Here is a 20,169-nt window from a genome sequence, read left to right as displayed (position 1 = left end):
GGCCGGCGGAATCGCCGAAAACCCCGAGAGGAGGAGACCGAGGTTGTGTGCCGCCTGCGGAATCCCCACCCACATATCCGAGCCTGAAGTGACCGCGCCCGACGCGGAGCTCGTCGCACCCTCGGGTGCCGCACCGCCACCGGCGAACACCTCCCGCCGGTTCGCCGCACTGCGCAACCGTGACTGCCGGCCCTATCTCCTCGGCTCGATGCTGGCGATGATGGCCGACAACATCGAACACGTCATCACGTACTGGGTGCTCTGGCAGACGTTCCACTCACCGGTGCTGACCGGCTTTCAGGTGATCAGCCACTGGGTGCCGTTCCTGCTGCTCTCGATGTGGTTCGGCGCGCTGGCCGACCGCTACGACTGCCGCCGCGTCATCCAGGTGGCCCAGGTGGTGTTCATGGGCGTCTCCGCGGCCTGGGGGATCCTGTTCCTCACCGGCTCGCTGCACATGTGGGAGGCGTGCGTGCTGCTCGTCCTGCACGGCCTGGCCGGGTCACTGTGGGGGCCGGGCGAGCAGTTGATGCTCCACGACTTCGTGGGCCCGTCGGAACTGCCCAGTGCGGTACGCCTGAACGCGACGTTCCGCAGCCTGGGTGTGCTGTTCGGGCCGGTGATCGGGTCGGCGTTGCTGCTGGGGCTCGGCCCGACCGCCGGTATCTTCGCCAACATCGCCTTCTACCTGCCGCTCACGCTCTTCCTCTTCCGCACCAAGTTCACCGGCCACACCCGGGACCGGCACAGCCGTCCCCGGGTCGGAGCCCTGGAGTCACTGCGGGTGCTGCGGGAGGTCGGATCCAACCCCACCCTGGTCAGCATGATCGTCCTGGCCGGCCTGGGCTCCTTCTTCGTCGGTTCGTCCATGCAGTCCTCGATGCCGATCTTCGCCCACGACCTGGGCGCCGGCGCCGTGGGCACCGCCTACGGTGTCCTGCTCTTCGCCAACGGCGCCGGCGGGGTCATCGGCGGCATCGTGCTGGAGGCCACCGGCTGGGTCAGGCCGCATGTGGCCGCCGCCGTCCTCAGTACCGCCCTCTACGGCGTGACCAGCATCTTCTTCGCGCTCACCACCAGCTACCCACTCGCACTGGCGCTCCTGCTGGTCGGCGGCGTCGCCAACCTGGCCTCGATGTCGATCGGCCAGACCGTCGTTCAACTGCTCGCACCGGCCGCCGACCGCGGCCGGGTCCTCGGCGTCTACGGGATGTCCGCGAACGGCCTGCGCGCCGGCAGCGGCTTCACCGTCGGCCTCCTGGGCGCCGTCATCGGCGTCCGCACGTCGCTCGCGTACAGCGCGACCGCACTGTGCATCGGCACGGCCGCCGCCGGGCTCCACGCACTGCGCGGAGCCCGCCGACCGGGTGGAAGCGGAAGCGGAACCGGAACCGTGCTGGAGGACCACCGCGAGACGGCGCCAGGTTCCTGACTTCTCCGGTCAGCAGCCAGCCGTCGGCCGTCGGCCGCGTGGGCCGTCAGCCGTCAGCCGTTGGTGGCGGCCGGTCAGCGGTCGGCGGTCACGGTGCCCGGTGGTCGCGCGGCGGGAGTCGGTTGGGCGGGGACCAAGGCAGGCCAGCGGATCCGGGTGGCGCACAGGGAGACCAGGACCGCCGAGACGGCGATGGCGCCCATGCCCCACGTCAGACTGCTGCCGCTCGCGATGAAGCCGATCACGGGCGGTCCGGCCAGCAGGCCGATCGTCCCCATCGCGGCGACCAGGGCCAAGGCGTCCGGCCCCTGCCGGGCCGCGGCAACGTAGACGCACGGCGTGACGGCCGCGACGCCCAGGCCCACGCAGGCGAACCCCAGCAGCGCGGGGAACACACCGCCGGCCACCAGGGCGACCGCCAGTCCGGCCCCCGCGAGCGCGCTCCCGGCCACGACGATCCGTCCGTCGCCCCAGCGGGCGCGCCAGCCGTCGGCGAAGATCCGGGCGAGCACCATCATTCCGGAGACCACGGCGATCCCCAGCGGTGTCACCCGCGGTCCCGCTTCGGCGATGTCCTTCAGGTAGAGGGAGGACCAGTCGTTCATCGCACCCTCGGTCACGGTGCCGAACACCATGGCGAGGCCCATCCAGATGGTCACCCGCGTCGGCAGGACCAGCCGGCGCTTCGGCCGCACTGCCGGCTCCGTCTGCTCCGCCTGCTCGGACGTGGAGTCCGCCTCCTGCTCCGGAGTGGAGTTCAGCGTGGCGTCGGGCGCGGACTCCACCTGCTGGTCCTGCGGCAGCAGCCCGGACTGCGTCAGGCCCACCGCGAGCAGCAACAGCAGGGCGGCCGCCGTGAAGTGCACCGCCAGGGACGAGGTGAACAGGTTCACGCCGACGGCGAGCAGCGCCGCGGAGAGCGAGCCCGCGCTGAACGTGGCATGGAACCTGGCCATCACGGTCCGTCCGTACTCGACTTCGAGCGCCGCTCCCTGCGCGTTCATCGCGACGTTGAGGAAGCCCACCGCCACGCCGTCGAGGCAGATGACCAGCAGGGTGACCGGGTAGTTCGGCAGTACCGCCAGGACCAGCAGGATCAGGCCCAGGACGAGGGCGGACAGCAGCGACAACAGCCGGGAGCCCAGCCGCTTCATCGCCGGCGGAACCAGCGGGAACGAGATCACCGCCCCCGCACCGCCTGCCATCAGCAGCAGGCCGACCTGCGCCGCGCTCAGGTCGAGGTGCGTCTTCAGCGTGGGCAGCCGCGAGACCCAGGTGGCGTACTGGAACCCGAGGAAGAGGAACAGCGCCGCGATGGCCAACTGCGCTCTGCGGAAGGGGTCGTGCATGCGAAACATGTGTGAATCAGCCTACTTCGTCCGACGATGGTGATCCGCGCGGCGGATCCGCTGGGTACTGCTGTCCCGGTCCGGGGCGCGCTCTACAGCGCCTTGGACATGTAGACGGCCTCCGTGCCATAGCTCTCGGGGAGGCCGACCTCCGCGTGGGCGGCGTAACCGAGGCGACGCCAGAGGACATGGCTGCGCTGGACGGCCACCATGGAGATCCGGTCGAAGCCCTGCGACCGCGCCTCCTGCTCGATCTGCCGCACGAAGTGCGGCGACAGCCCCCTGGCGCGGAGTGCCTCGGTGATCACGAAGTCGTGCGCGTGCAGATTCGCCGACCTGTGGTCGGACGCTTCGGTCAGCGTGAGGTCCGGGCACTGGCCCGGCGGATAGGGGAGGGCGAGCAGATAGCCCCCGAACTGCCCTTCGTGCTCCAGGACGAAGCAGGTGGCCGGTGATACGCGGCCCCTGGACCGCAGCACCTCCGGTCCTTCGGACAGGCCGCTCGCGGCGTAGGCGCGCGCTTCCAGCGCCACGACCTCGTCCCAGTCGGTGTCTGCCAGCCGGCGGAGGCGGATGGTGTCGTCGGCCACTCTTCAAGCCCTTCCGGTGGATCGACCGGTGGATCGACTGGTGGACTGACCGGTGGGTCGACCGACGGCTCTGCTCGCCGCCACCAGTGGACGCCACGCGTCGATCAGCAGCGCGAAGTGCTCGGTGTCGACCTGGGCCCGGTCGAGCAGTCCCTGCCGCAGCGGCACCAGATGGTCGGCGAACTCGGCGTACTTGCGGCCGAGTTGCCGGTAGCAGCGGTCGATGACGTCCAGCCGCCGGATGTTCTCCGTGCGGTCCGCACCGGTGGACCGCCGGACGAAGCCGGATATCGAGGCGGCGCGCACATGATGCTGCGGGTCGAGCAGTGCCGGACCGGCTTCCTCCAGGTCGAAGTAGACGGGATGGAGATAGAGCATCGACAGCAGGAACTTCACGAACCGCACCTGGTAGTCGGTGAATCCGCTGCCGGTCCGCCGCTCCGCGGTGTAGAAGTTGACGATGTGGCGGTTGTGCACGACCGCGGGCAGCGGGGCATGACGGACGACGTGCAGCAGGAAGTAGTCGCTGCCGATCGTGTCGGTCGCGGGCGGCAGCGGGACGCGCTCGTACAACTCGCGGTCGAAGCCGATGTTGCACATGTCCAACCGCCAGATGTCCGGGACGTCCAGCACCGACCGGTCGACGCTGAACGGCTCGGTGCCGGCGCCGATGAACGACTCCTGGACCAGGCCCTGGACCTCCTCCGCCGGCCACTCGGGCGGGGCCCACAGGCTGACCACGTCGTGGTAGATCCCGGGGTCGGTCTCCTTGATCTCGCTGACGTCGACCGACAGTTCACCCACGAACGATCCGCCCACCATCGACACCGGCTTCCGGCCGTGCACCGGGTCCAGCGCGTTCTCGGTGACGCCGTCGGCGGCGTCGGCCCCCGGCTTCCCGAGGGACAGCAGCTCGTGGTGGATCGGGAAGACCGGCTTGCCGTCCAGGGTCTGGTAGCCGCTGTCCGAGTCCCGGCGGTGGATCGACTCGCAGCCGAGTGCGGCGGCGAGCAGGAAGGCCCGGTTGGTGCAGGCTCCGTAGGAGACGGCGGCCGGCAGCATCAGGTCGAGCAGCAGCTCGGGTTCGGCCTGACCGGAGCGCTTGATCACCTCCCGCAGGAAGTCGCGCTGCCGCGCCTCGCCGAGGTGGTGCACGATCACGTTCGGCACAGCTGGGAGTGCGTCGACGGCTTTGGCGTGATCGGCGAACGTCGAGGCGTCGGAGGAGTCGAGGATCAGCAGGTGGACCTCGACGTCGAACCGCCCGGCGGCGTAGGCGGCCTCCTCGCCGATGTCGGCGATGGTCGCGGTGCAGGCCCGGTTGGTGGGAAGGGTCAGGCAGATCCTGCGCAGGTCGGTACCACGACCCACTGTGCGGAGACTCACTGTGCGGACTCCGTTCCGTGCCCGGAGGTTCCGTGCCCGGAGGTTCCGTGCCAGGAGGTGAGGCCCAGCAACTTCTCTCCGAGCTCGTTGAGTTCGGCGGCCTTGTACCGGAGCGACTCGTGCGTGACGGCGTCGCCGACCAGGGTTCCGTTCCAGTCCGGAGTGCTGAGGGTCTCCCAGGAGCTGATCCGGGAGCGGCGTAGCTGCTCGCTCTCCTCCAGAGCGGGCATCATCGAGACGTACTGGACCGCCCGGACGCCGTTCTCGGAGGTGTTGCGGGCGACGCCGTGGGCCAGGGCGCCGTTCCAGATCAGCAGGTCGCCGGCGGACAGCTCCGGCCGGACCACCGGGTATGCGTCCCGGTCGACGGCGGGCCGGATCGGATCGCGGTCGGCAGGCTGGCCGAGCTTCCACTCGTCGAACCGGCGGAACAGCTCGGGGTTGCACTGGAAGCCGCCGTGGTCGGGCCGGGTGTCGGTGAGCGCGATGATGCCCTGCACCCGCTGCGGTATGACGCCGAGCGTGCTGTCGATGTCCCAGTGGAGTTCGATGTCGAAGCCCTTGTCGGTGGGTTCGATGAGGGCGCGGTCACGGTTCTTGATGTTGGGCGGGTTGAGGTTGAGACGGTCGAGGGTGACCCAGAGCTCCTCGCAGTCCCAGACGTCGGCGAAGGCGTCGTAGACGCGCTGCGTCTGCCGGCTGTCCCAGACCAGCTGGTGGTGGTACGCCTCGACGAAGCCGTAGACGTGCAGATGGCGGTCCAGCTCGTCACGGTAGGGCCGCTGCTCGTACCAGGTGTCCGGACGGTTCGGGTCGAGGCCCTGGAAGTCCCAGGCGAAGTCCAGCAGGCTCCTGGCGGACTCGGCGGGGACCGCCTCCTTGACCACGACATAGCCGTAGGTCTGCCAGAAGGCGAGGTCCGCCTCGGAGAGCACGCGCAGGGGCTGTTCCTTGCGGAGGTCCCTGAGCGGGGTCGGCGCGAGGTACGTCTCGCCGTCCGCACTGAAGTACGGGCGGCGGGAGGCGGCTCGGTGAAGATACTGATCGGGGGCGGGCATGTAGGAACTCCAGAAAACGGGTGGGTCAGGTGGGCCATGTGGGTCAGGCGGGCGTATGGCACGCGCGTTTCGCGCCGGTGGCGGCGAACGGCCGGAGCGTGCCCGCGGGGGATCAGGCCGGCGGACTCGCCTCGTCGTCCGTCACCGCGGATCTTTCGGGCTCACCGGCGGTCCAACCGCACGGAAGCGGATCGAAGCCGTTGAACCCCTGGGTCATGTAACTCGTCGCGTAGGCGCCGCTGGAGAGGATCCACACCGGATCTCCGGAGGCGACCGCCCTGGGCACCTGGACCCGACTGTGCTCCTGGGCGTAGGCGTCGTCACTGTCGCAGCTGGGGCCCGCGACGACGGCCGGAACGTACTCCCCGTCCCGGTGGGACGGAAAGACCAGCCGGTACTGCAGCTCGTCCATCTCGTAGAGGCCGTTGAACTTCCCGCAGCTCAGGTAGAGCCAGTACTCGCGCTCGCCGTCGAGCTGCCGGCGCGACGACAGGCGGAGGACGTGCGCCTTGATCGCGCCCTGGTCGGCGACCAGGTAGCGGCCCGGCTCCATGACGAAGTCCAGCTCGGAGCCGGAGATCTCCCGCAGCCGCTGCATGCCCTCCCGGATCACCACGAACATCTTGTCCAGCGGCGGGTCGAGCGGGTTGCCCCGGCGGTCCAGATAGCCGAGGGCGGGCAGGCCGCCGCCGAGGTTGACGTGGTCCAGCAGGATCCCGCTCCGCCGCAGGCTCACCAGCAGGTCGCCGATGCGATGGAAGGCCTCCCGCCAGGCGTCGCACGTCATCTGCTGCGAGCCGACGTGCACCGACACCCCGGCCGGTGACAGTCCCGCCGCCCGCGCGGCCTCCAGGACGAGCACCGCGTCGGCAGCCGAGCAACCGAACTTCCGGCTGAGCCCCCAGAGCGCGCCCTCCCCGCTGGTGGCCAGCCGGCAGAACATCCGGGCGCCCGGAGCGTGGGTCGCGATCGCGGCGACGTCCTCCAGGCTGTCGGTCGCGAAGTCCCTGACACCCAGGCGGTACGCCTCGGCGATGTTCCGGTCGGACTTGACGGTGTTGCCGTAGTGGATCCGACCCGGTGACACGCCGGTCCTGACCGCCTGAGCGATCTCGTTGGGACTCGCCGCGTCGAAGCCCGCGCCCTGCGCCACCAGGTGGGTCAACACCTCGTCGACCGGGCACGCCTTCATTGCGAACCGGACGTCGACGCCTGGTAGTTCCTCGGTCAGTGACCTGTACCGCTCGCCGATCCCGGCGAGGTCGTAGATGATCCGGTCCTCGGACTCGGTCGCGAGGGCGGCGTGCAGAGCCGCACTGATCGGGGCCGGTCCCGGTCTCCTCATCGCAGTACCTGGCCGATGCCCGTGGCTTCGGCCGTCCGGGCCGCGTCGGTGAGGGCCTATGGCCGGCCCTGATTGCTGTTGGCGTGCCATGTCTATCTCCGCGCTCGGGTCATGTTCACGTTCCTTGCGAAGGCGGACACCCTCGCAAGGTCCTGGACCTGGACCGCCCTGACGGCATTCTCGGGGCAATTGCGGACACTCTGCGGGACGGGTAGCGGTGGTGAAGATGGTGCAGGTGTCGGTCGGACTCGGTCATGCGGTCCTTCCAGGCTCGGGTCTTCGGTGGCGGGGGGCGGATCGAGGGCACGACGAATCCAGGGTCGACTCCCGGCGCGCTGGGCACCACTTTCGTGGAGCCCATGACGGTCGGTGGGCGGCGGACGCACCCCTCGAGAGGCTGGACACGCGCACGGACCCTGGGCTCAACATTGGACTAGACCAGCTTTCGACGTCAACCCTTTCCGGTCGCCAACTCGCCTTCCCGGACGGCAATTCACCCGCAATCTGCTTGCCACGGCCGGAATTTGACGCTCTGTCATGTCTGCTGGTCAGTCGGTTAGGACGAGGGACGTCATTCAGTCGTCACCGCCGCGACCGACCCCGGCGGGGCGTACTTCCCGGCAGCCCGGAAGGTGGCCGGCTGCGCCGCCTGACCAAAGTGCCATCAGCTCCCGGCGGGGGCGAGCGGAAGCCCGCCGGAGGCGCGGGCCCCGGCCAGTCTTCGACCTGGGACACAGCCTGTGCATGACGACGACGAGCCGGTCTTCAAGCGAAGCAACTGGGGAACCAGCCGCTACTACTACAACCCCCGCAACCCTCTCGGCCTTGCCCTCATCGTCATCACCCTGCTCGTCGCGGCGACGATGCTGATCCTCATGGCCAACCGGGCAGGACCGTTCAAACTCCCGCCCGCCCAAGCCCCCTGGAGCCCGCCACCATACGACTACTCCTGGCCACCACCCTCAGCCGCCCCAACCCCCTGGCCGCCCGTATCACCGATCACCGACCCGCGGTGCCATAGCCGTACATGACGCCGAGGTCGTCGCGGCCGTCGCCGTTGTAGTCACCGGCGACCATGTGGGGCATGGAGGCGTAGTAAAAGTTGCCTGCAGGGCTGGGGCGGGCGTCCCACCCCCGCCGAACGGCTTCAGATCCTCACGTCGAGGACTGCATGACGACCCGCTCACCCTCTCCCCTCGGTTCCTCGAAGTTGGCCAGGTAGCGGTTGAACAGCGTCTCATCCACGGTGACGGCATTGGCACCCTCTACGCCGCTCCGTACTTCGAGGCGGCGCTCCAGCGTCGTCCGGTCAGCCTTGAGGTGGACCAGTTCCCATTGGCAACCGTGGCTTTCAATCAGCGCCTTGTAGTCGTCGCGGGCGGCCCGACTCCAGAAGCTGTAGTCCACCACCACGTCACGCCCGGCCAGCATCAGCTCGACCAGTTCCTGCCGTTGCTCGCGGCGGATCACTTCCTTGAGCCGGTCGAACGCCTCAGATTCCAGCACCAGGCCGGCGTCGCGCTGCCCGAGCCGTTGCCAGACCACTTCGTCGATCGACAGCCGGGCGTAACCGCGTCGCACCAGATCCATCGCGTAGGTGGTCTTGCCCGCTCCGGGAAGACCGCACATCAGCACCACCGTGCTCACTTGCCCCGTCATGGAGCCAGGTTAGACCGGCCAACCCGGCGAACCTATGCGGTCAGAGCAGTAGATCGCCCTTGGCCATCTACTGGTGCGGCCCGTCCCAACTCATCCCGCCGGCAGATCCACGTCCCGCCCTCGTGCGGCTCGCGGAAGACGTCAAACAGGAACTGACCGCTCGCCGGATCCCGCAGCCAGGTCTGGTACGTGGCCGCCAGCGCTTCAGCTCCCGCCCCCGGGCGGACCCGCCCCGAACCCACCGCGTCAAACACGCACTCGGGGAAGCGGTCCCGGATCTCCGGGAACACCGCCGCAGGCACGCAATCTCGAGATCGCCGTGTGGCCGCGACTGCCCCCCGCGGAACAGATCCAGCGCCCACCCCGCCGCGACGCACCAGGGCGCATCGATCCCGCTCAACCGCTCCGCGACTTGTTCCGGACGCCAGGCATCCGCCCAGCGGGCTTCCAGTTCGTCCGCATCGAGCACAGCGCCGCCAGGCGGCAGGGATTCGGTCATCGGCACAATTTACGCCGCAACCCGACCGGGGCGCGGTTATCTGTTGGACCGCAGCCAGGCCCGCTACCAGGGGCGGATACGGCTTCATTGTTGTGTGTGGCTTCTCGGGGTTGAGAGGTAGTGGCCGGCCGCGCAGCCCAAGGCATCCTCCGGGGACCGAGGAAGTCAGTGGGCAGGAAGCCGTCTTCGTGCTTGTCGGATCTGTTCAGATAGGGGGCGCGGGAGTGTCAGGTGATGGCGGAGTCGCCGTAATCGATGGGCTCGCGCAGTAGCTCGCTCGCCGCCCGATGGACCTTCGCCAGGGCGGTCAAGAGGGATTCACGTTCGGTCTCGGTGAGATCCGCCGTGACCTTCTCCTCGATCAACCGCCGTTCCGCTGCGACCGGTTGCTGCAGCGCACGCCCCGCGTCGGTGAGCCAGAGCCGGACGAGGCGGTTGTCCCGGTCATCACGGCGACGGGTGAGCAGCCCGGAGGCGGTCATCCGGTCAGCCATCTTGACGACGGTGGGCGTCGTGACGTTCAGCGCGGCGGCGACCTCGCCTGGCGTGCTGCCATCACGCTCCCACAGCGCCGCGAGCAGGTAGTTCTGTCCGACGTGCAGCCCATGGCGTCGCATGGCCGCGTCGGCCAGGGCTCGGAGGACCTTCGACGTTCTGCCGTGCAGGTCCAGGAACTCTGCCATCGGGGCCTTTCGGTGATGTGCGGAAGCGGATGCCCGAGCCGCAAGCAAGTCGATTGACGGCTAATCATTCACCGGCTAACGTTCCTTGCGATTCGTTAGACGGCAAACGACTTTGGGAAGCCACGATGATACTGGTCACCGGAGCCACCGGGCACATCGGCCGTGAACTCACCTGCGAACTCGACGCGAAGGGCGCGAAGTTTCGTCTCCTCGTCCGCGACCCCGCCCGCGCTGCCGGACTGTCCGACCGCGCCGAGCGCGCCGTCGGCGACCTGGGGGATCCCTCTACACTGACGCCGGCCTTCGCCGGCGTCGACAAACTCTTCCTGCTCACCCAGGGCATCGGCACTGACTACACCGCCGCCGCCATCGCCGCGGCCGAGGCCGCCGGGGTGAGCCACATCGTGCACCTGTCTTCCCTCCACGTCGCCCTTGACCCGCTGCCCGCGATGGCCCGCTGGCATCACGAACGCGAGGAGATCATCCGCGCCTCCGCAATACCCGCCACATTCCTTCGGCCCGGCGGTTTCATGACCAACGCCTTCGACTGGCTACCCACCATCCGCGAGGGAAACGTCCTCGACCCGGTCGGCCCGGGCCGCTACGCGCCGATCGACCCCGCGGACATCGCCGCGGTCGCCGCCCTCGTCCTCACCGAGGCCGGCCACCAGGACAAGGAGTACGTCCTCACCGGCGATGAGACGTTCACCGTCACCGAGCAGGTTCGGGTCATCTCCCAGACGATCGGCCGCGACATCGAGGTCCGAGAAGTGACCACACCGGACGAGGCCGTACGGTTCCGCTTCCCCAACGGGGCACCCCAGGCACTCGCCGAAGCCGTCACCGAGGGCTTCAACCTCATGCGCGCCGACACCATCGGGTTCCGGACGGACACCGTCGAGCGACTACTCGGACGCAAGCCGCGGACTTTCGCGGACTGGTGCGCGCGCAACGCCGACGCGTTCCGACGGCCTGAAACCGCCTGAGCCGAGAGACGACCACGCGCTCTTCCGATTCTGCTGATCGGTCTGCCCACCATGCCGGTCTGCGCCGCCCCGCCCGCTGGGCCTGACCGCCTCCGAAACGGTTGCCCGCCGAGACCGGCACGCCGTTATCGCGCTGGTCATGTCCCGGCTGACCGCGGCGTTCCCGAACGATGTCAGGGTTCATTCCCCCGTGCACGCCTCGTGGACGAACCAGAAGGCGTCCAGCCATTCGTCGCTGTTCCACATGACGGGCATGGCGCCGGCCGGGTCGAATGGAATGTCGGGGGCGTTGCTGTGGACCAGGCAGATCAGCCGGCGCTGAAGTACGGCCGCACGATGGGCCCGGTCGGAGATGATGGCCTGGATGACGACCCGGCGCGACTGGTCAGCCCTCGCCGTCCGCAGGCGGCGTCGGGGGATCCTCCGACCGTATGCAGGTCGAACAGCCGCACCACGGCTTCCCGATCCTGTTCAGGGGTCAGCGGAACTGGACGACCGGCACGGTGAGCCTGACGACCAGCCCTGACCAGGTCAGATTGTGGCCCTCTCCGAGCTTGAGGACCAAGAACTCACGGAACCCGAACAGGAGAGCGTCCCCGCTCCCTACGTCCATTCCGAGAAGGAAGGTCACCGCCTGGTCGAATCCCAGCGGGTCGCCCTTGGGGATGAACATGCCTGGCCTCTTCCTGAAGGCCCGGATCAGTTCTCGCCCGTCCATTCTCACCTCACGTTGCTTTGTGACCTCACGCCATGCGGCATCCTCGCAGTGCTGGCTCACACGATCCCAATATCGGGGTCGCGGATTGCGGGGAATCCGTTCGCGAGGGTTGGCGCACGGTTCGGCGCACGCCGGCGGTGTGGTTGACGGTGTCGCAGGGTGTGCGTCGCCGGAGAGCAACAGCACGCCCGAGCGCCTCTCCTGAGCCTGACCTGCGGTCACGACTCTGGGTGACCGTTTGTCAGTGGCGGCGGCTACCTTGAGATCATGGAAGATCGGCCGCGCTGGCCGGTCCGTGGGGAGGGGTGTGTCATGGCGGCTGCGCGGGCGGAAGAGACGACGTATTTGGAGCTGTCGCAGGACGACGGCGGGGCGCACAAGTTCTACGAGGTGACCGTCGACGGCACGACGGTTTCCGTGCGGTACGGGCGGATCGGCGCGGCCGGGCAGCTGCAGATCTCGACGTTTCCCACGGGGGAGAAGGCGAAGGCCGCGGCGGCGAAGAAGGTTGGTGAGAAGGTCCGGAAGGGATACGCGCCGGCGGTGGCGGGGCAGCGCGCAGCGCGTGCGGTGACGCGACGCCAGGTGACCTCGGCGCCCTCCACGGCGCGGGCGACGGCGCCGGTGTTGTGGCGGTTCCGTACGGGCGCTTCGGCCTTCGGGATCCATATCGACGAGGACCGCTGCTGGGTGGGGAACCAGCGCGGCGATGTCTACACCTTGGGCCACGACGGCGAGGTGCTGGCCCGGTTCTCGCTGCCGGACGGGGTCAAGTGCCTGGTGGCGGACGACTTCTGGATCTATGCGGGGTGTGACGACGGCAAGGTGTACGACCTGTCGTCGAAGGTGCCCTTCGCCGCCTATGAAATCGCCGACGACGTGGACATCTTCTGGCTGGACATCCACGAGGGCGTGCTGAACGTCGCCGACCGCAACGGCGGTCTGACCGTCATCGACCACGAGGACGAGTTCCAGTGGTCGCGCAGGTCGGCGGGCTCGAGTGCGTGGATGGTGCGGGCGGACGACCGTGCGGTCTTCCACGGGCACAACCAGGGGGTGACGGCCTACGCGGCCGACGGCAGCGGGGAGTTGTGGCACACCCGCACCACGGGGAACGTGCTGTTCGGGTGGCAGGAGGACACCGCGGTGTACGCCGGCACGGGGCGGCGTGTGGTGGAGCGCCTGTCGAAAGCAACGGGCCGGATCGAGGCGACGTACGCCTGTGACACCGCGGTGTACTCCTGCGCCACGTCCCAGGGCGGCCAGTACGTCTTCGCGGGCGATTCCGCCTCCTCGGTCTACTGTTTCGACGCGGATGGCATCCGGCTGTGGAAGTTGGGCACGGGCGGCGGCTCGGCGCTCTCGATGCAGTACCGGGACGAGAAGCTCTACATCGTGACGACGGACGGCTCGCTGGCCTGCATCGACGCGAGCGCGGCGGCGATCGCGGCGGCGCAGACCGGCACGGTGCCGGTGGCGAGGGATGTCAAGGAAGCTGCCGCGCTGCCGACTTACACCCCGGCGGCGACCGTGGCGACGGTGAGCGCGGTGCCCGCGCCCGGGGCCGGGATCGTCGTGGAGTGCGTGCAGGTTGGCGGGCGGCTGCGGGTCCACGTCGTCTCGGACGGCTTTGAGCCGACGTGGCACGTCCAGTTCCCGCGCTCCATGCGGCAGATCGGCGCCCGCTATGTGGTGGACGCGCTGCACACCTCATCCGGCGGTTTCTACCGGGTGCGGGGCGAGATCAAGCGGCTGGTGTAAGGCTGCGGACGGGTGCCGCTGGCCCCGGCACCCCTCCCCGCCGACCGGCCGCGCCTCGGCCGGCGCCCCGCGCTGTGCCTGGCCGCGCTCGCTCGGCCCGCGGCGCGTGCCGTCGAATCCACCCTCGACCTCATCAACAGCTACTGACCTCTCCGTCTGCCCGGGCCCGGCCGAACACCCGGCCCGGGCAGCGCCGGCCCTGAAGGCCAACCGCAATGCGCCGTCGCCGCTACCCCATCCCCGGCGCCGAGCGGGCCCTGATCGAACCCCTCCTGCCCGTCCCGGCCTGCGAAACAGCCACGGGCGTCCCGAGAAGCACCATCGCCGCGAGATCGTCGACGCGATCCGCTACGTGGTCGACACCGGCTGCAAATGGCGGGCTCTGCCGGCGGATTTCCCGCCATGGAGAGCGGAATCTGGTGTCAACTACTGCCCGAGTGGATCAGGTTGCCGCGACCCGATCAGGCGGTGCTTGCGGGCCCGGGCGCGTTGAGGCCACAGCCCCAGCAGATGACCCGGTCGGCGCCCTTGGGACAGCAGCTCACGGCCCAGTTCAGGCCGCGGAGGTGATGTAGCCCTCAGGGTCCAGTCGCCGATCGGTTTGGTTGTGCGGCGGCGGGTTGGGCGGCGGCGGCTTGGCCGGTCGGCGCCCAGGGCGAGTCGTGCTGAGGGAAGGGACCGCACGTCGGTTCCATTGTTCGCAGACGGGAACCGCAGGTGCCCGTGCTCCGCCATGCTGACTCTCATGAACGACACGGTGGATGTGCGGGTGGCGGCGGCCAGGTTCGACCGGAGCGGTGCGGCCGAGGACCAAGCCCTGGCCGAGGACGAGCGCAAGCGGGTACTCACCGAGTTCCCGCTGCAGGAATGGCCGACGCTGCCACTGGAGCGCTACGCGCTGGGCCTGGACCCGGCGGGGTCGCTCATGACGTACTGCCGGCTGATGGAGTTCGGCGTCCCGCGTCTGGGCAGCATCAAGGGCGGCAGCGCCGCGAAGCACATCATGTACCGACACAACTCCGGCGAGTGGCGCGTGGCGGCGCCGCTGCGCAATCTGCAGCAGCAGGATGCCTGGGCGCAGCTACGGGGCCAGTACGTGCAGGCCTTCGAGGCGGCGGCCGCAGGAGACTTCGAAGCCCTGGACGACCTCGATGTCCTGCGGTTCGGGCCGGCGCTGGTGACCAAGTCGCTGGCCACCTATTTCCCCGAGCATTTCCTGCCCGTCTATTCGTCGGACCATCTACGCCGATTCCTGACCCTGCTCGGCGCGGCGCCCGAGCGTGATGCACCGACGTGGCGCCTCAACCGCAAGCTGCGGGAACTTGTCCGGTCGCGGCCCGAGTTCGAAGCCTGGACCGGGCACGAGGTGATGCACTTCCTCTACCAGGACTTCGATCCGCGTCCGCGGCAGCGCACGATCTGGAAGATCGCCCCCGGTGAGCGCGGCCGCCTGTGGCAGGACTGCCTGGAGGGCGCGTTCATCTGCGTCGCCTGGGACGAGGTGGGCGACCTGGGCCAGTACCAGAGCGACAGCGAGCTGAAGCAGGCTCTGGACGTGGCCGGGCCCGACAACACCGGCGGCAGCCTGAGCACTGCGCGGAGGCTGCTGGCCTTCCGGGACCTGGAAGCCGGTGACCGGGTGGTGGCCAACCGCGGCGTCTCCGAGATCCTGGCCACCGGTACCGTCACCGGGGGCTACCGCTTCGATCCGGACCGCTCGCAGTTCCAACACCTGGTCCCGGTGCATTGGGACACTTCCCACGCGCAGGTTCTGGCGAAACCGCAGCACGGCTGGCGCTCCACCTTCGCCAAGGTGGACCCCGAACGCTTCGCCAAGTTCACCGCGCGCCGCGCCGGTTCCGCCGCAACCGGGAGCTCACCGAACGGAGCACAGCCGCTGGAGCTCCCCGAGGAGGTCCAAGGCGTGCTGGACGCGCTGCAGCGCAAGGGGCAGGTAATCCTGCACGGACCGCCCGGCACCGGCAAGACCCGGCTCGCGCTCAATGTCGCCCTCGCCCTCGGTGGCCGGGCCGACGCGATCACCGCCGACTCCGCCCCACGTGCCGAGGCGCTGGCAGACGTGCTGACCGGTGAACGGGTGCGCTTGGTGACCTTTCACCCTTCCTACGGCTACGAGGACTTCGTCGAAGGATTCAAGCCCGACCTCTCCGCCGTCGGTCCCGGGTTGACCCTCGCACTGTCCGACGGGCTGTTCCACACCCTGTGCCAGGCGGCCACCGCGCAACCCGAGCACACCTTCCTGCTGGTCATCGACGAGATCAACCGCGGCGACCTGCCGCGAATCTTCGGCGAGCTGATCACCTTGCTGGAGATGGACAAGCGCGGCCTGCCGGTTACCCTCCCGATCAGCAAACGCAGCTTCTCGGTGCCACCGAACCTTCGCATCATCGGGACGATGAACACCGCAGACCGCAGCACCAGCCACCTGGACGCCGCCATCCGCCGCCGCTTCGCCTTCCTGCCCGTCGCCCCGGACCCGGACGCCGTCTCGGGCACGGTCGGCCCCCTGGATCTGGCCGCGTTCTTCGAGTCCCTCAACACCCGCATCACTCGACACCTCGACGCCGACCACCAGATCGGGCACGCCTACCTGCTGTGCGCGAGTGGGCCGATCGCCACCGAAGGCGAACTCGCTGCCGCCTTCCACCACGAGGTGATCCCGCTTCTGGAGGACTACTGCCTGGGTCGGGCCGACCTGCTGCACCAGATCCTCGGCCGTCTGGTCGACGCGGACACCGGACGCCCGTCGCTGATGACTCCCCAGGACCTTGTCGCCGCCCTGGCCACCGAATTCACCAGCGGCGAGCCGGGCCCCGATGCCTGAACGCACCGAGATCCGCCTCGGCGAGTACCAGTCCGCCCGAATCGGAATCGAGCAGCTCACTTCGCGCGATGTCGACCGGCTGCACGCACTCCAGGACCGCGGCGGCCTCACTCTGACACCGGATCGCACAGGGTGGCGGCTGAAGGCGGATGCCACCGTCGGCGTCCTCATACTGGACCGGGTCCGACTCGTCCTCGAGCCCAAGTTCGCCATCCCCGGCGCACAACTCATGCGCTGGCTCGCCTACGCCCTCGCCGCGCCGGTGCCACACCAAGCCACCGCGCGGCCTTGGGCCACCGACCACGACGGCTATGCGGACCTCATCGCCGCCGCACTTCTGGCGGAATGCCAGGCACTGCTGCGAGATGGGCTGCGACGGGACTACGTGCGCCAAGAACGACTGGAACCCCTGGTGCGCGGACGGTTGGATGTCGCCGCTCAGGCCACGCGCCGATACGGCCAACTCGACCAGCTGCATGTGCGCACCTTCGACCGTGAACCCGACATCTGGGACAACCGCGTGCTGGGCACGGCGCTGAAAGCCGCGCTGCCACTGGCGCGCAATCCCGACCTTGCCCGCGCCCTGCACCAGACCGCCGCAGCGTTCTCGCACGCCCCTACTCCTGGCGCGGCCCTGCGCGCCTTGGACCGAGTCCAGTACACCCGCCTGAACGTCCGCTACCACGCTGCCCACAGCTGGGCCCGTCTGCTCCTGCGCGGCGGCGGTGTCACCGACATCCTTGCCGACCACGGGGCCACGGCGGAGAGTCTGCTGTTGGCCATGCCCGCCCTCTGGGAATCAGTCGTCCGACGCCTCGTCTCCCAGGCTGCGGCAGCCAACGGCGGGCGAACTGTCCCCGCCGGCGGCGCGACCGGGATCACCGTCCGCGGCGACCTGGGGAACAGCTCGACATTCCGCCCCGACGTTCTGGTGAGTCTCCCCGCCCGTGACACGGCACAGCCGCGGCTGCTGCCGGTGGACGCCAAGTACAAGCGCTACGACCGCCAGAGCGTTGGCGCCGACGACGTCCACCAACTCCTCACCTACATCGCCGGCTACGCCCCCGATGACACCCCGACCGCCGTGATCATCCATCCTCAGCCGGGCGGCCATACCCATCGCACTCTGCGCGTTGTCGGCCCGGCGCGGACGCTCGGCACCATTCACGTGCTCGGCATCGACACGCACGCAACCCCCGATGAAGCAGTCACCATCGTGCGGTCCGCGCTGCGGTAGACACCCGCAAACGGGCGATGTGCCCGCCGCGGACAGTCCCGCCAGCACGAGGAACACCGGATGGTCGCCGCCGAGCGGTCCGGCCAGCGCGGCTCCGGCGAACGGTGAGCGCGGTGGCGTCGGTGATCGGCGCGGCCAGCAACCCCGACAGCCGTCCGTGGGCGGCCGTGCTGCAACCGGTTGGTTTTGGCCTCCGGGGAAGCGTCGGAGCAGATTCGGCGATGTCGTGTTCGCCACGATGTGCTCCGTGAAACCCCATTCGCGCCCTGGTCACGGCTACACAGTGTTGCCTACGATGGCACCTTGCGTGAATCGAGCGAGTTGAGCGTGCCTGCACGGCACGATGGGGGCCCGATGAGCTACAGCGACACACCTCTGCCCGTGACGGTCGACGTGAACGTGCCCAGCGTCGCCCGAATGTACGACTTCCTACTCGGCGGGAAGGACAGCTATCCCGTCGATCAGGACGCATGCGCAGCATTACTCGAAGAGGTGCCCAGCACCAAGGCACTTGCGGTCAACAACCGGCGCTTCCTGCAGCGGGCCGTACGCACCCTGGCCTCGGAGTACGGCATCCGCCAATTCGTCGACCACGGGTCGGGCCTGCCCACCCAGGACAACGTCCACCAGGTCGCCCAGCGCGTCGACCCGTCCTGCCGTGTCGTTTACATCGACAACGACCCGATGGTCATGGCCCATGGGCGGGCCATCTTGGAGGAGAACACCTCCACCACGGTCATCCACGCCGACATGCGCGACACCGACACCATCTTCGAACACCCCGACACCCGCCGGCTCATCGACCCGGACCAGCCCACCGCCGCATTGTTCGTCTCGGTCCTGCACTGCATCCCCGACCAGGACGACCCCGCCGCCCTGGTGCGCCGGGTCGCTGACCGGCTGGCACCGGGCAGCTTCCTGGTGGTGTGCCAACTCGTCAGCGACGACCCCAAGGTCCGGGACTTCGTCACCACCTTCATGGACGAACAGACACACGGCCACTGGGGCCGGGTCCGCGAGGAGAAGGACGTGCAGGACTTCGTGACCGGCATGGACATCCTCACCCCGGGCCTGGTGGAAGTCTCCACCTGGCGTCCGGATACCGATCTGTTCCCCCATCAGGCCACTCAGGAATGGACCGAATTCGGCGGGGTCGTCCGCCTCCCCTGAGCGGCTGCCGCAGGGGTCCGATCAGCTGTAGCGCTCTCTGATCGTGGCGCGCAGCAACGCCCGGGTATCAGCCGGCGTCAAGGCGATCTGCGACAGCAGGTCCAACTGCATCCGGTAGTCCGCGGTGTGTTCGGGGTCCTCCTCGAACACACCGCCCTTGGGCAGCTCGGTGTAGGCCACATCCGCCAAGTCCTGGTGCGGGAACCGCAGGTAGGTGAAGGCCATGCCCGGTGCCACCGCCTCCGGAGGACACTGAGGGATGATCTGCAGACGGACACGCGAGGCGTTCTCGGACAACTCCGACAGGGCCAGCAGCCGCTGCAGCTGCTCCGCCATCACCTGCGCCCCACCGTAGTTCCGGTAGAGCACGGATTCGTCGATGACCGCCCACAGCGTGGCGCCGCCGGGACGCACCAAGAGCTCCTGACGCTGCATCCGCAAGCGGACAGCGCGCAGGATCTCCGATTCCGACGTCGGCCTCCGGCCACGACGGATCACTGCCTCGGCGTAGGACTCCGTCTGGAGCAAACCCGGCACCAGCATCAGCTCGAACGTGCGGATGAGCGATGCGCCTTCCTGCAGATCGATGAACCGATCCAGCCAGTCCAAAAGCTTGGGGTTGCCGCGCTGCCACCACCCGCGCCGGTCGGCGTTGGCCAACAGTGCCAACAGCACGGCGGCATCGTCGTCCTCGACACCGTAGAGATCGAGCAGAGCGACCACATCGGACTCGTGGGCAGGCCGCTTGCCCTCACCGCTCTCAATCCGGCAGAGCTTCGCGGTCGACATCCCCAGATGATGCTTGACGTCCGGCCCCGTGAAGTCCGCCTCCAGGCGCATGCGCTGCAGAAGACTGCCCACCAGCTTCTTCAACACGAAAGGTGTCGGGGTGACCGGATTGAGGTAAGGCTCAAGTGCGGCAATGTGCAGACGCTCGGCGGACACGTGGGCTCCTAGTCAAATACGTCGGGAATAACCCTTCCATCTCGGAGCCCACGGTGCACTCGAACGCCGATTTGTCCCTCTGTGGGAATCAGATGAAACGATCGAACTCCCCGTCCCGGGCTCCCGCCAGGAAAGCGGCGATCTCCGACCGTGTGTACACCAGCGCCGGCCCCTGTGGGTGGCGGGAGTTGCGCAGTGCCACCTCTCCGCCGGGCAGTGCAGCGGCTTCCACGCAGTTGCCGACCGGATCGCTGTGGGAACTCTTGACCCATACGACACCCGTCAGGGCCGTCGCTGAAATGCCATTGGTGACGCTCTGCATAGCCTTCTCCATCAATAGCGTGTTCGATTCAAGCCGATGCCCGATCGCGTGGGGCCGCCCCCTGACGGGGACGCGCGTGCCATGGAGATCGGAACTGCCGAAATTCCCCGTGGAATTCCACGAGGCGTACGGATTGCAGGGATACTAGTCATGCCGAGGCGTCAGATTCGGCAGGCTGTGGACG

19 protein-coding genes and 2 pseudogenes are annotated in these 20,169 nt (G+C 68.7%); 10 read left to right on the top strand and 11 right to left on the bottom strand.

Annotated features, from left to right (window positions below; all coding sequences use genetic code 11):
- Positions 1-88: 88 nt before the first annotated feature.
- Positions 89-1,432, top strand: a complete 1,344-nt coding sequence (locus tag LNW72_RS06635) for an MFS transporter (protein ID WP_250974522.1) — start codon at positions 89-91, stop codon at positions 1,430-1,432.
- Positions 1,433-1,506: 74 nt separating this feature from the next.
- Here LNW72_RS06635 and LNW72_RS06630 read toward each other — a convergent pair whose 3' ends face one another.
- From LNW72_RS06630 to LNW72_RS06610, 5 genes are all read right to left on the bottom strand, one after another.
- A complete protein-coding gene (locus LNW72_RS06630; RefSeq protein ID WP_250974521.1) occupies positions 1,507-2,790 on the bottom strand; it encodes an MFS transporter in 1,284 nt (427 codons plus the stop codon).
- Between the two features lie 83 nt (positions 2,791-2,873).
- Positions 2,874-3,371: a GNAT family N-acetyltransferase gene (locus LNW72_RS06625; protein ID WP_250974520.1), complete on the bottom strand. Its 498-nt coding sequence runs from the start codon at positions 3,369-3,371 to the stop codon at positions 2,874-2,876.
- A gap of 3 nt (positions 3,372-3,374) precedes the next feature.
- Positions 3,375-4,724 carry a DUF6271 family protein gene (locus tag LNW72_RS06620; RefSeq protein WP_250980041.1) on the bottom strand — a complete coding sequence of 450 codons (1,350 nt, stop codon included), beginning with the start codon at positions 4,722-4,724 and terminating at the stop codon, positions 3,375-3,377.
- Positions 4,725-4,753: 29 nt separating this feature from the next.
- A complete protein-coding gene (locus LNW72_RS06615) occupies positions 4,754-5,815 on the bottom strand; it encodes a YbiU family protein (protein ID WP_250974519.1) in 1,062 nt (353 codons plus the stop codon).
- 112 nt (positions 5,816-5,927) lie between these two features.
- Entirely contained in the window at positions 5,928-7,160 is a 1,233-nt protein-coding gene (locus tag LNW72_RS06610; RefSeq protein ID WP_250974518.1) for a type III PLP-dependent enzyme, read from the bottom strand.
- Positions 7,161-7,900: 740 nt separating this feature from the next.
- Between LNW72_RS06610 and LNW72_RS06605 the strand changes: the two genes are divergently transcribed.
- A complete protein-coding gene (locus LNW72_RS06605; RefSeq protein ID WP_250974517.1) occupies positions 7,901-8,191 on the top strand; it encodes a hypothetical protein in 291 nt (96 codons plus the stop codon).
- 124 nt (positions 8,192-8,315) lie between these two features.
- On the opposite strand, the gene LNW72_RS06600 is transcribed toward LNW72_RS06605, so the two are convergent.
- The 3 genes and pseudogenes from LNW72_RS06600 to LNW72_RS06590 all read right to left on the bottom strand — a co-directional run bounded on the left by LNW72_RS06600 (position 8,316) and on the right by LNW72_RS06590 (position 10,001).
- Positions 8,316-8,819 carry an ATP-binding protein gene (locus LNW72_RS06600; protein WP_250974516.1) on the bottom strand — a complete coding sequence of 168 codons (504 nt, stop codon included), beginning with the start codon at positions 8,817-8,819 and terminating at the stop codon, positions 8,316-8,318.
- Between the two features lie 89 nt (positions 8,820-8,908).
- Positions 8,909-9,318: pseudogene (locus LNW72_RS06595) on the bottom strand (nucleotidyltransferase domain-containing protein); the annotation flags it as partial.
- 227 nt (positions 9,319-9,545) lie between these two features.
- The gene (locus tag LNW72_RS06590; protein WP_250974515.1) at positions 9,546-10,001 is read right to left on the bottom strand and encodes a MarR family winged helix-turn-helix transcriptional regulator; all 456 of its coding nucleotides are present in this window, start codon (positions 9,999-10,001) and stop codon (positions 9,546-9,548) included.
- 125 nt (positions 10,002-10,126) lie between these two features.
- Here LNW72_RS06590 and LNW72_RS06585 point away from each other — a divergent pair, with 125 nt between their 5' ends.
- Positions 10,127-10,987 (top strand): NAD(P)H-binding protein, encoded by an 861-nt coding sequence (locus tag LNW72_RS06585; RefSeq protein ID WP_250974514.1) that lies wholly within the window; start codon positions 10,127-10,129, stop codon positions 10,985-10,987.
- 139 nt (positions 10,988-11,126) lie between these two features.
- The gene (locus LNW72_RS06580) at positions 11,127-11,309 is read left to right on the top strand and encodes a hypothetical protein (protein ID WP_250974513.1); all 183 of its coding nucleotides are present in this window, start codon (positions 11,127-11,129) and stop codon (positions 11,307-11,309) included.
- A gap of 156 nt (positions 11,310-11,465) precedes the next feature.
- Here the strand turns inward: LNW72_RS06580 and LNW72_RS06575 are convergent, their stop codons facing one another.
- A complete protein-coding gene (locus tag LNW72_RS06575) occupies positions 11,466-11,765 on the bottom strand; it encodes a hypothetical protein (RefSeq protein ID WP_250974512.1) in 300 nt (99 codons plus the stop codon).
- A gap of 252 nt (positions 11,766-12,017) precedes the next feature.
- On the opposite strand from LNW72_RS06575, the gene LNW72_RS06570 reads away from it, so the two are divergent.
- From LNW72_RS06570 to LNW72_RS06550, 6 genes and pseudogenes are all read left to right on the top strand, one after another.
- On the top strand, positions 12,018-13,466 hold the full coding sequence (locus LNW72_RS06570) for a WGR domain-containing protein (RefSeq protein ID WP_250974511.1): 1,449 nt from the start codon (positions 12,018-12,020) through the stop codon (positions 13,464-13,466).
- Between the two features lie 12 nt (positions 13,467-13,478).
- Entirely contained in the window at positions 13,479-13,613 is a 135-nt protein-coding gene (locus LNW72_RS41130) for a hypothetical protein (RefSeq protein ID WP_285369348.1), read from the top strand.
- Between the two features lie 68 nt (positions 13,614-13,681).
- Positions 13,682-13,882, top strand: a pseudogene (locus LNW72_RS06565) (transposase); the annotation flags it as partial.
- Positions 13,883-14,211: 329 nt separating this feature from the next.
- Complete coding sequence (locus LNW72_RS06560) at positions 14,212-16,311, top strand: AAA family ATPase (protein ID WP_250974510.1); 2,100 nt, start codon at positions 14,212-14,214, stop codon at positions 16,309-16,311.
- A complete protein-coding gene (locus tag LNW72_RS06555) occupies positions 16,304-17,548 on the top strand; it encodes an McrC family protein (RefSeq protein ID WP_250974509.1) in 1,245 nt (414 codons plus the stop codon). Before LNW72_RS06560 ends, LNW72_RS06555 begins: the two co-directional genes overlap by 8 nt.
- Positions 17,549-17,902: 354 nt before the next feature.
- On the top strand, positions 17,903-18,718 hold the full coding sequence (locus tag LNW72_RS06550; protein WP_250974508.1) for an SAM-dependent methyltransferase: 816 nt from the start codon (positions 17,903-17,905) through the stop codon (positions 18,716-18,718).
- A gap of 21 nt (positions 18,719-18,739) precedes the next feature.
- Here LNW72_RS06550 and LNW72_RS06545 read toward each other — a convergent pair whose 3' ends face one another.
- Positions 18,740-19,663, bottom strand: coding sequence for a helix-turn-helix transcriptional regulator (locus LNW72_RS06545; protein WP_250974507.1), 924 nt, complete (start codon positions 19,661-19,663; stop codon positions 18,740-18,742).
- An 88-nt stretch (positions 19,664-19,751) separates the two neighbouring features.
- Positions 19,752-19,985 carry a DUF397 domain-containing protein gene (locus LNW72_RS06540; protein WP_250974506.1) on the bottom strand — a complete coding sequence of 78 codons (234 nt, stop codon included), beginning with the start codon at positions 19,983-19,985 and terminating at the stop codon, positions 19,752-19,754.
- Between the last annotated feature and the right edge of the window lie 184 nt (positions 19,986-20,169).

The organism is Streptomyces sp. RKAG293 (assembly GCF_023701745.1).
Lineage (GTDB): Bacteria > Actinomycetota > Actinomycetes > Streptomycetales > Streptomycetaceae > Actinacidiphila.
The sequence above is the reverse complement of the archived record's forward strand: the minus strand, read 5'-3'. Positions and strand labels throughout refer to the sequence as shown.

Bases quoted from the DNA above. Each gene is read 5' to 3' on its own strand.
- LNW72_RS06590 (WP_250974515.1), bottom strand. From the start codon at position 10,001: ATGGCAGAGTTCCTGGACCTGCACGGCAGAACGTCGAAGGTCCTCCGA.
- LNW72_RS06610 (WP_250974518.1), bottom strand. From the start codon at position 7,160: ATGAGGAGACCGGGACCGGCCCCGATCAGTGCGGCTCTGCACGCCGCC.
- LNW72_RS06540 (WP_250974506.1), bottom strand. From the start codon at position 19,985: ATGCAGAGCGTCACCAATGGCATTTCAGCGACGGCCCTGACGGGTGTC.
- LNW72_RS06580 (WP_250974513.1), top strand. From the start codon at position 11,127: ATGTCCCGGCTGACCGCGGCGTTCCCGAACGATGTCAGGGTTCATTCC.
- LNW72_RS06560 (WP_250974510.1), top strand. From the start codon at position 14,212: ATGAACGACACGGTGGATGTGCGGGTGGCGGCGGCCAGGTTCGACCGG.
- LNW72_RS06600 (WP_250974516.1), bottom strand. From the start codon at position 8,819: ATGACGGGGCAAGTGAGCACGGTGGTGCTGATGTGCGGTCTTCCCGGA.
- LNW72_RS06555 (WP_250974509.1), top strand. From the start codon at position 16,304: ATGCCTGAACGCACCGAGATCCGCCTCGGCGAGTACCAGTCCGCCCGA.
- LNW72_RS06550 (WP_250974508.1), top strand. From the start codon at position 17,903: ATGAGCTACAGCGACACACCTCTGCCCGTGACGGTCGACGTGAACGTG.
- LNW72_RS06570 (WP_250974511.1), top strand. From the start codon at position 12,018: ATGGCGGCTGCGCGGGCGGAAGAGACGACGTATTTGGAGCTGTCGCAG.
- LNW72_RS06615 (WP_250974519.1), bottom strand. From the start codon at position 5,815: ATGCCCGCCCCCGATCAGTATCTTCACCGAGCCGCCTCCCGCCGCCCG.
- LNW72_RS06585 (WP_250974514.1), top strand. From the start codon at position 10,127: ATGATACTGGTCACCGGAGCCACCGGGCACATCGGCCGTGAACTCACC.
- LNW72_RS06630 (WP_250974521.1), bottom strand. From the start codon at position 2,790: ATGTTTCGCATGCACGACCCCTTCCGCAGAGCGCAGTTGGCCATCGCG.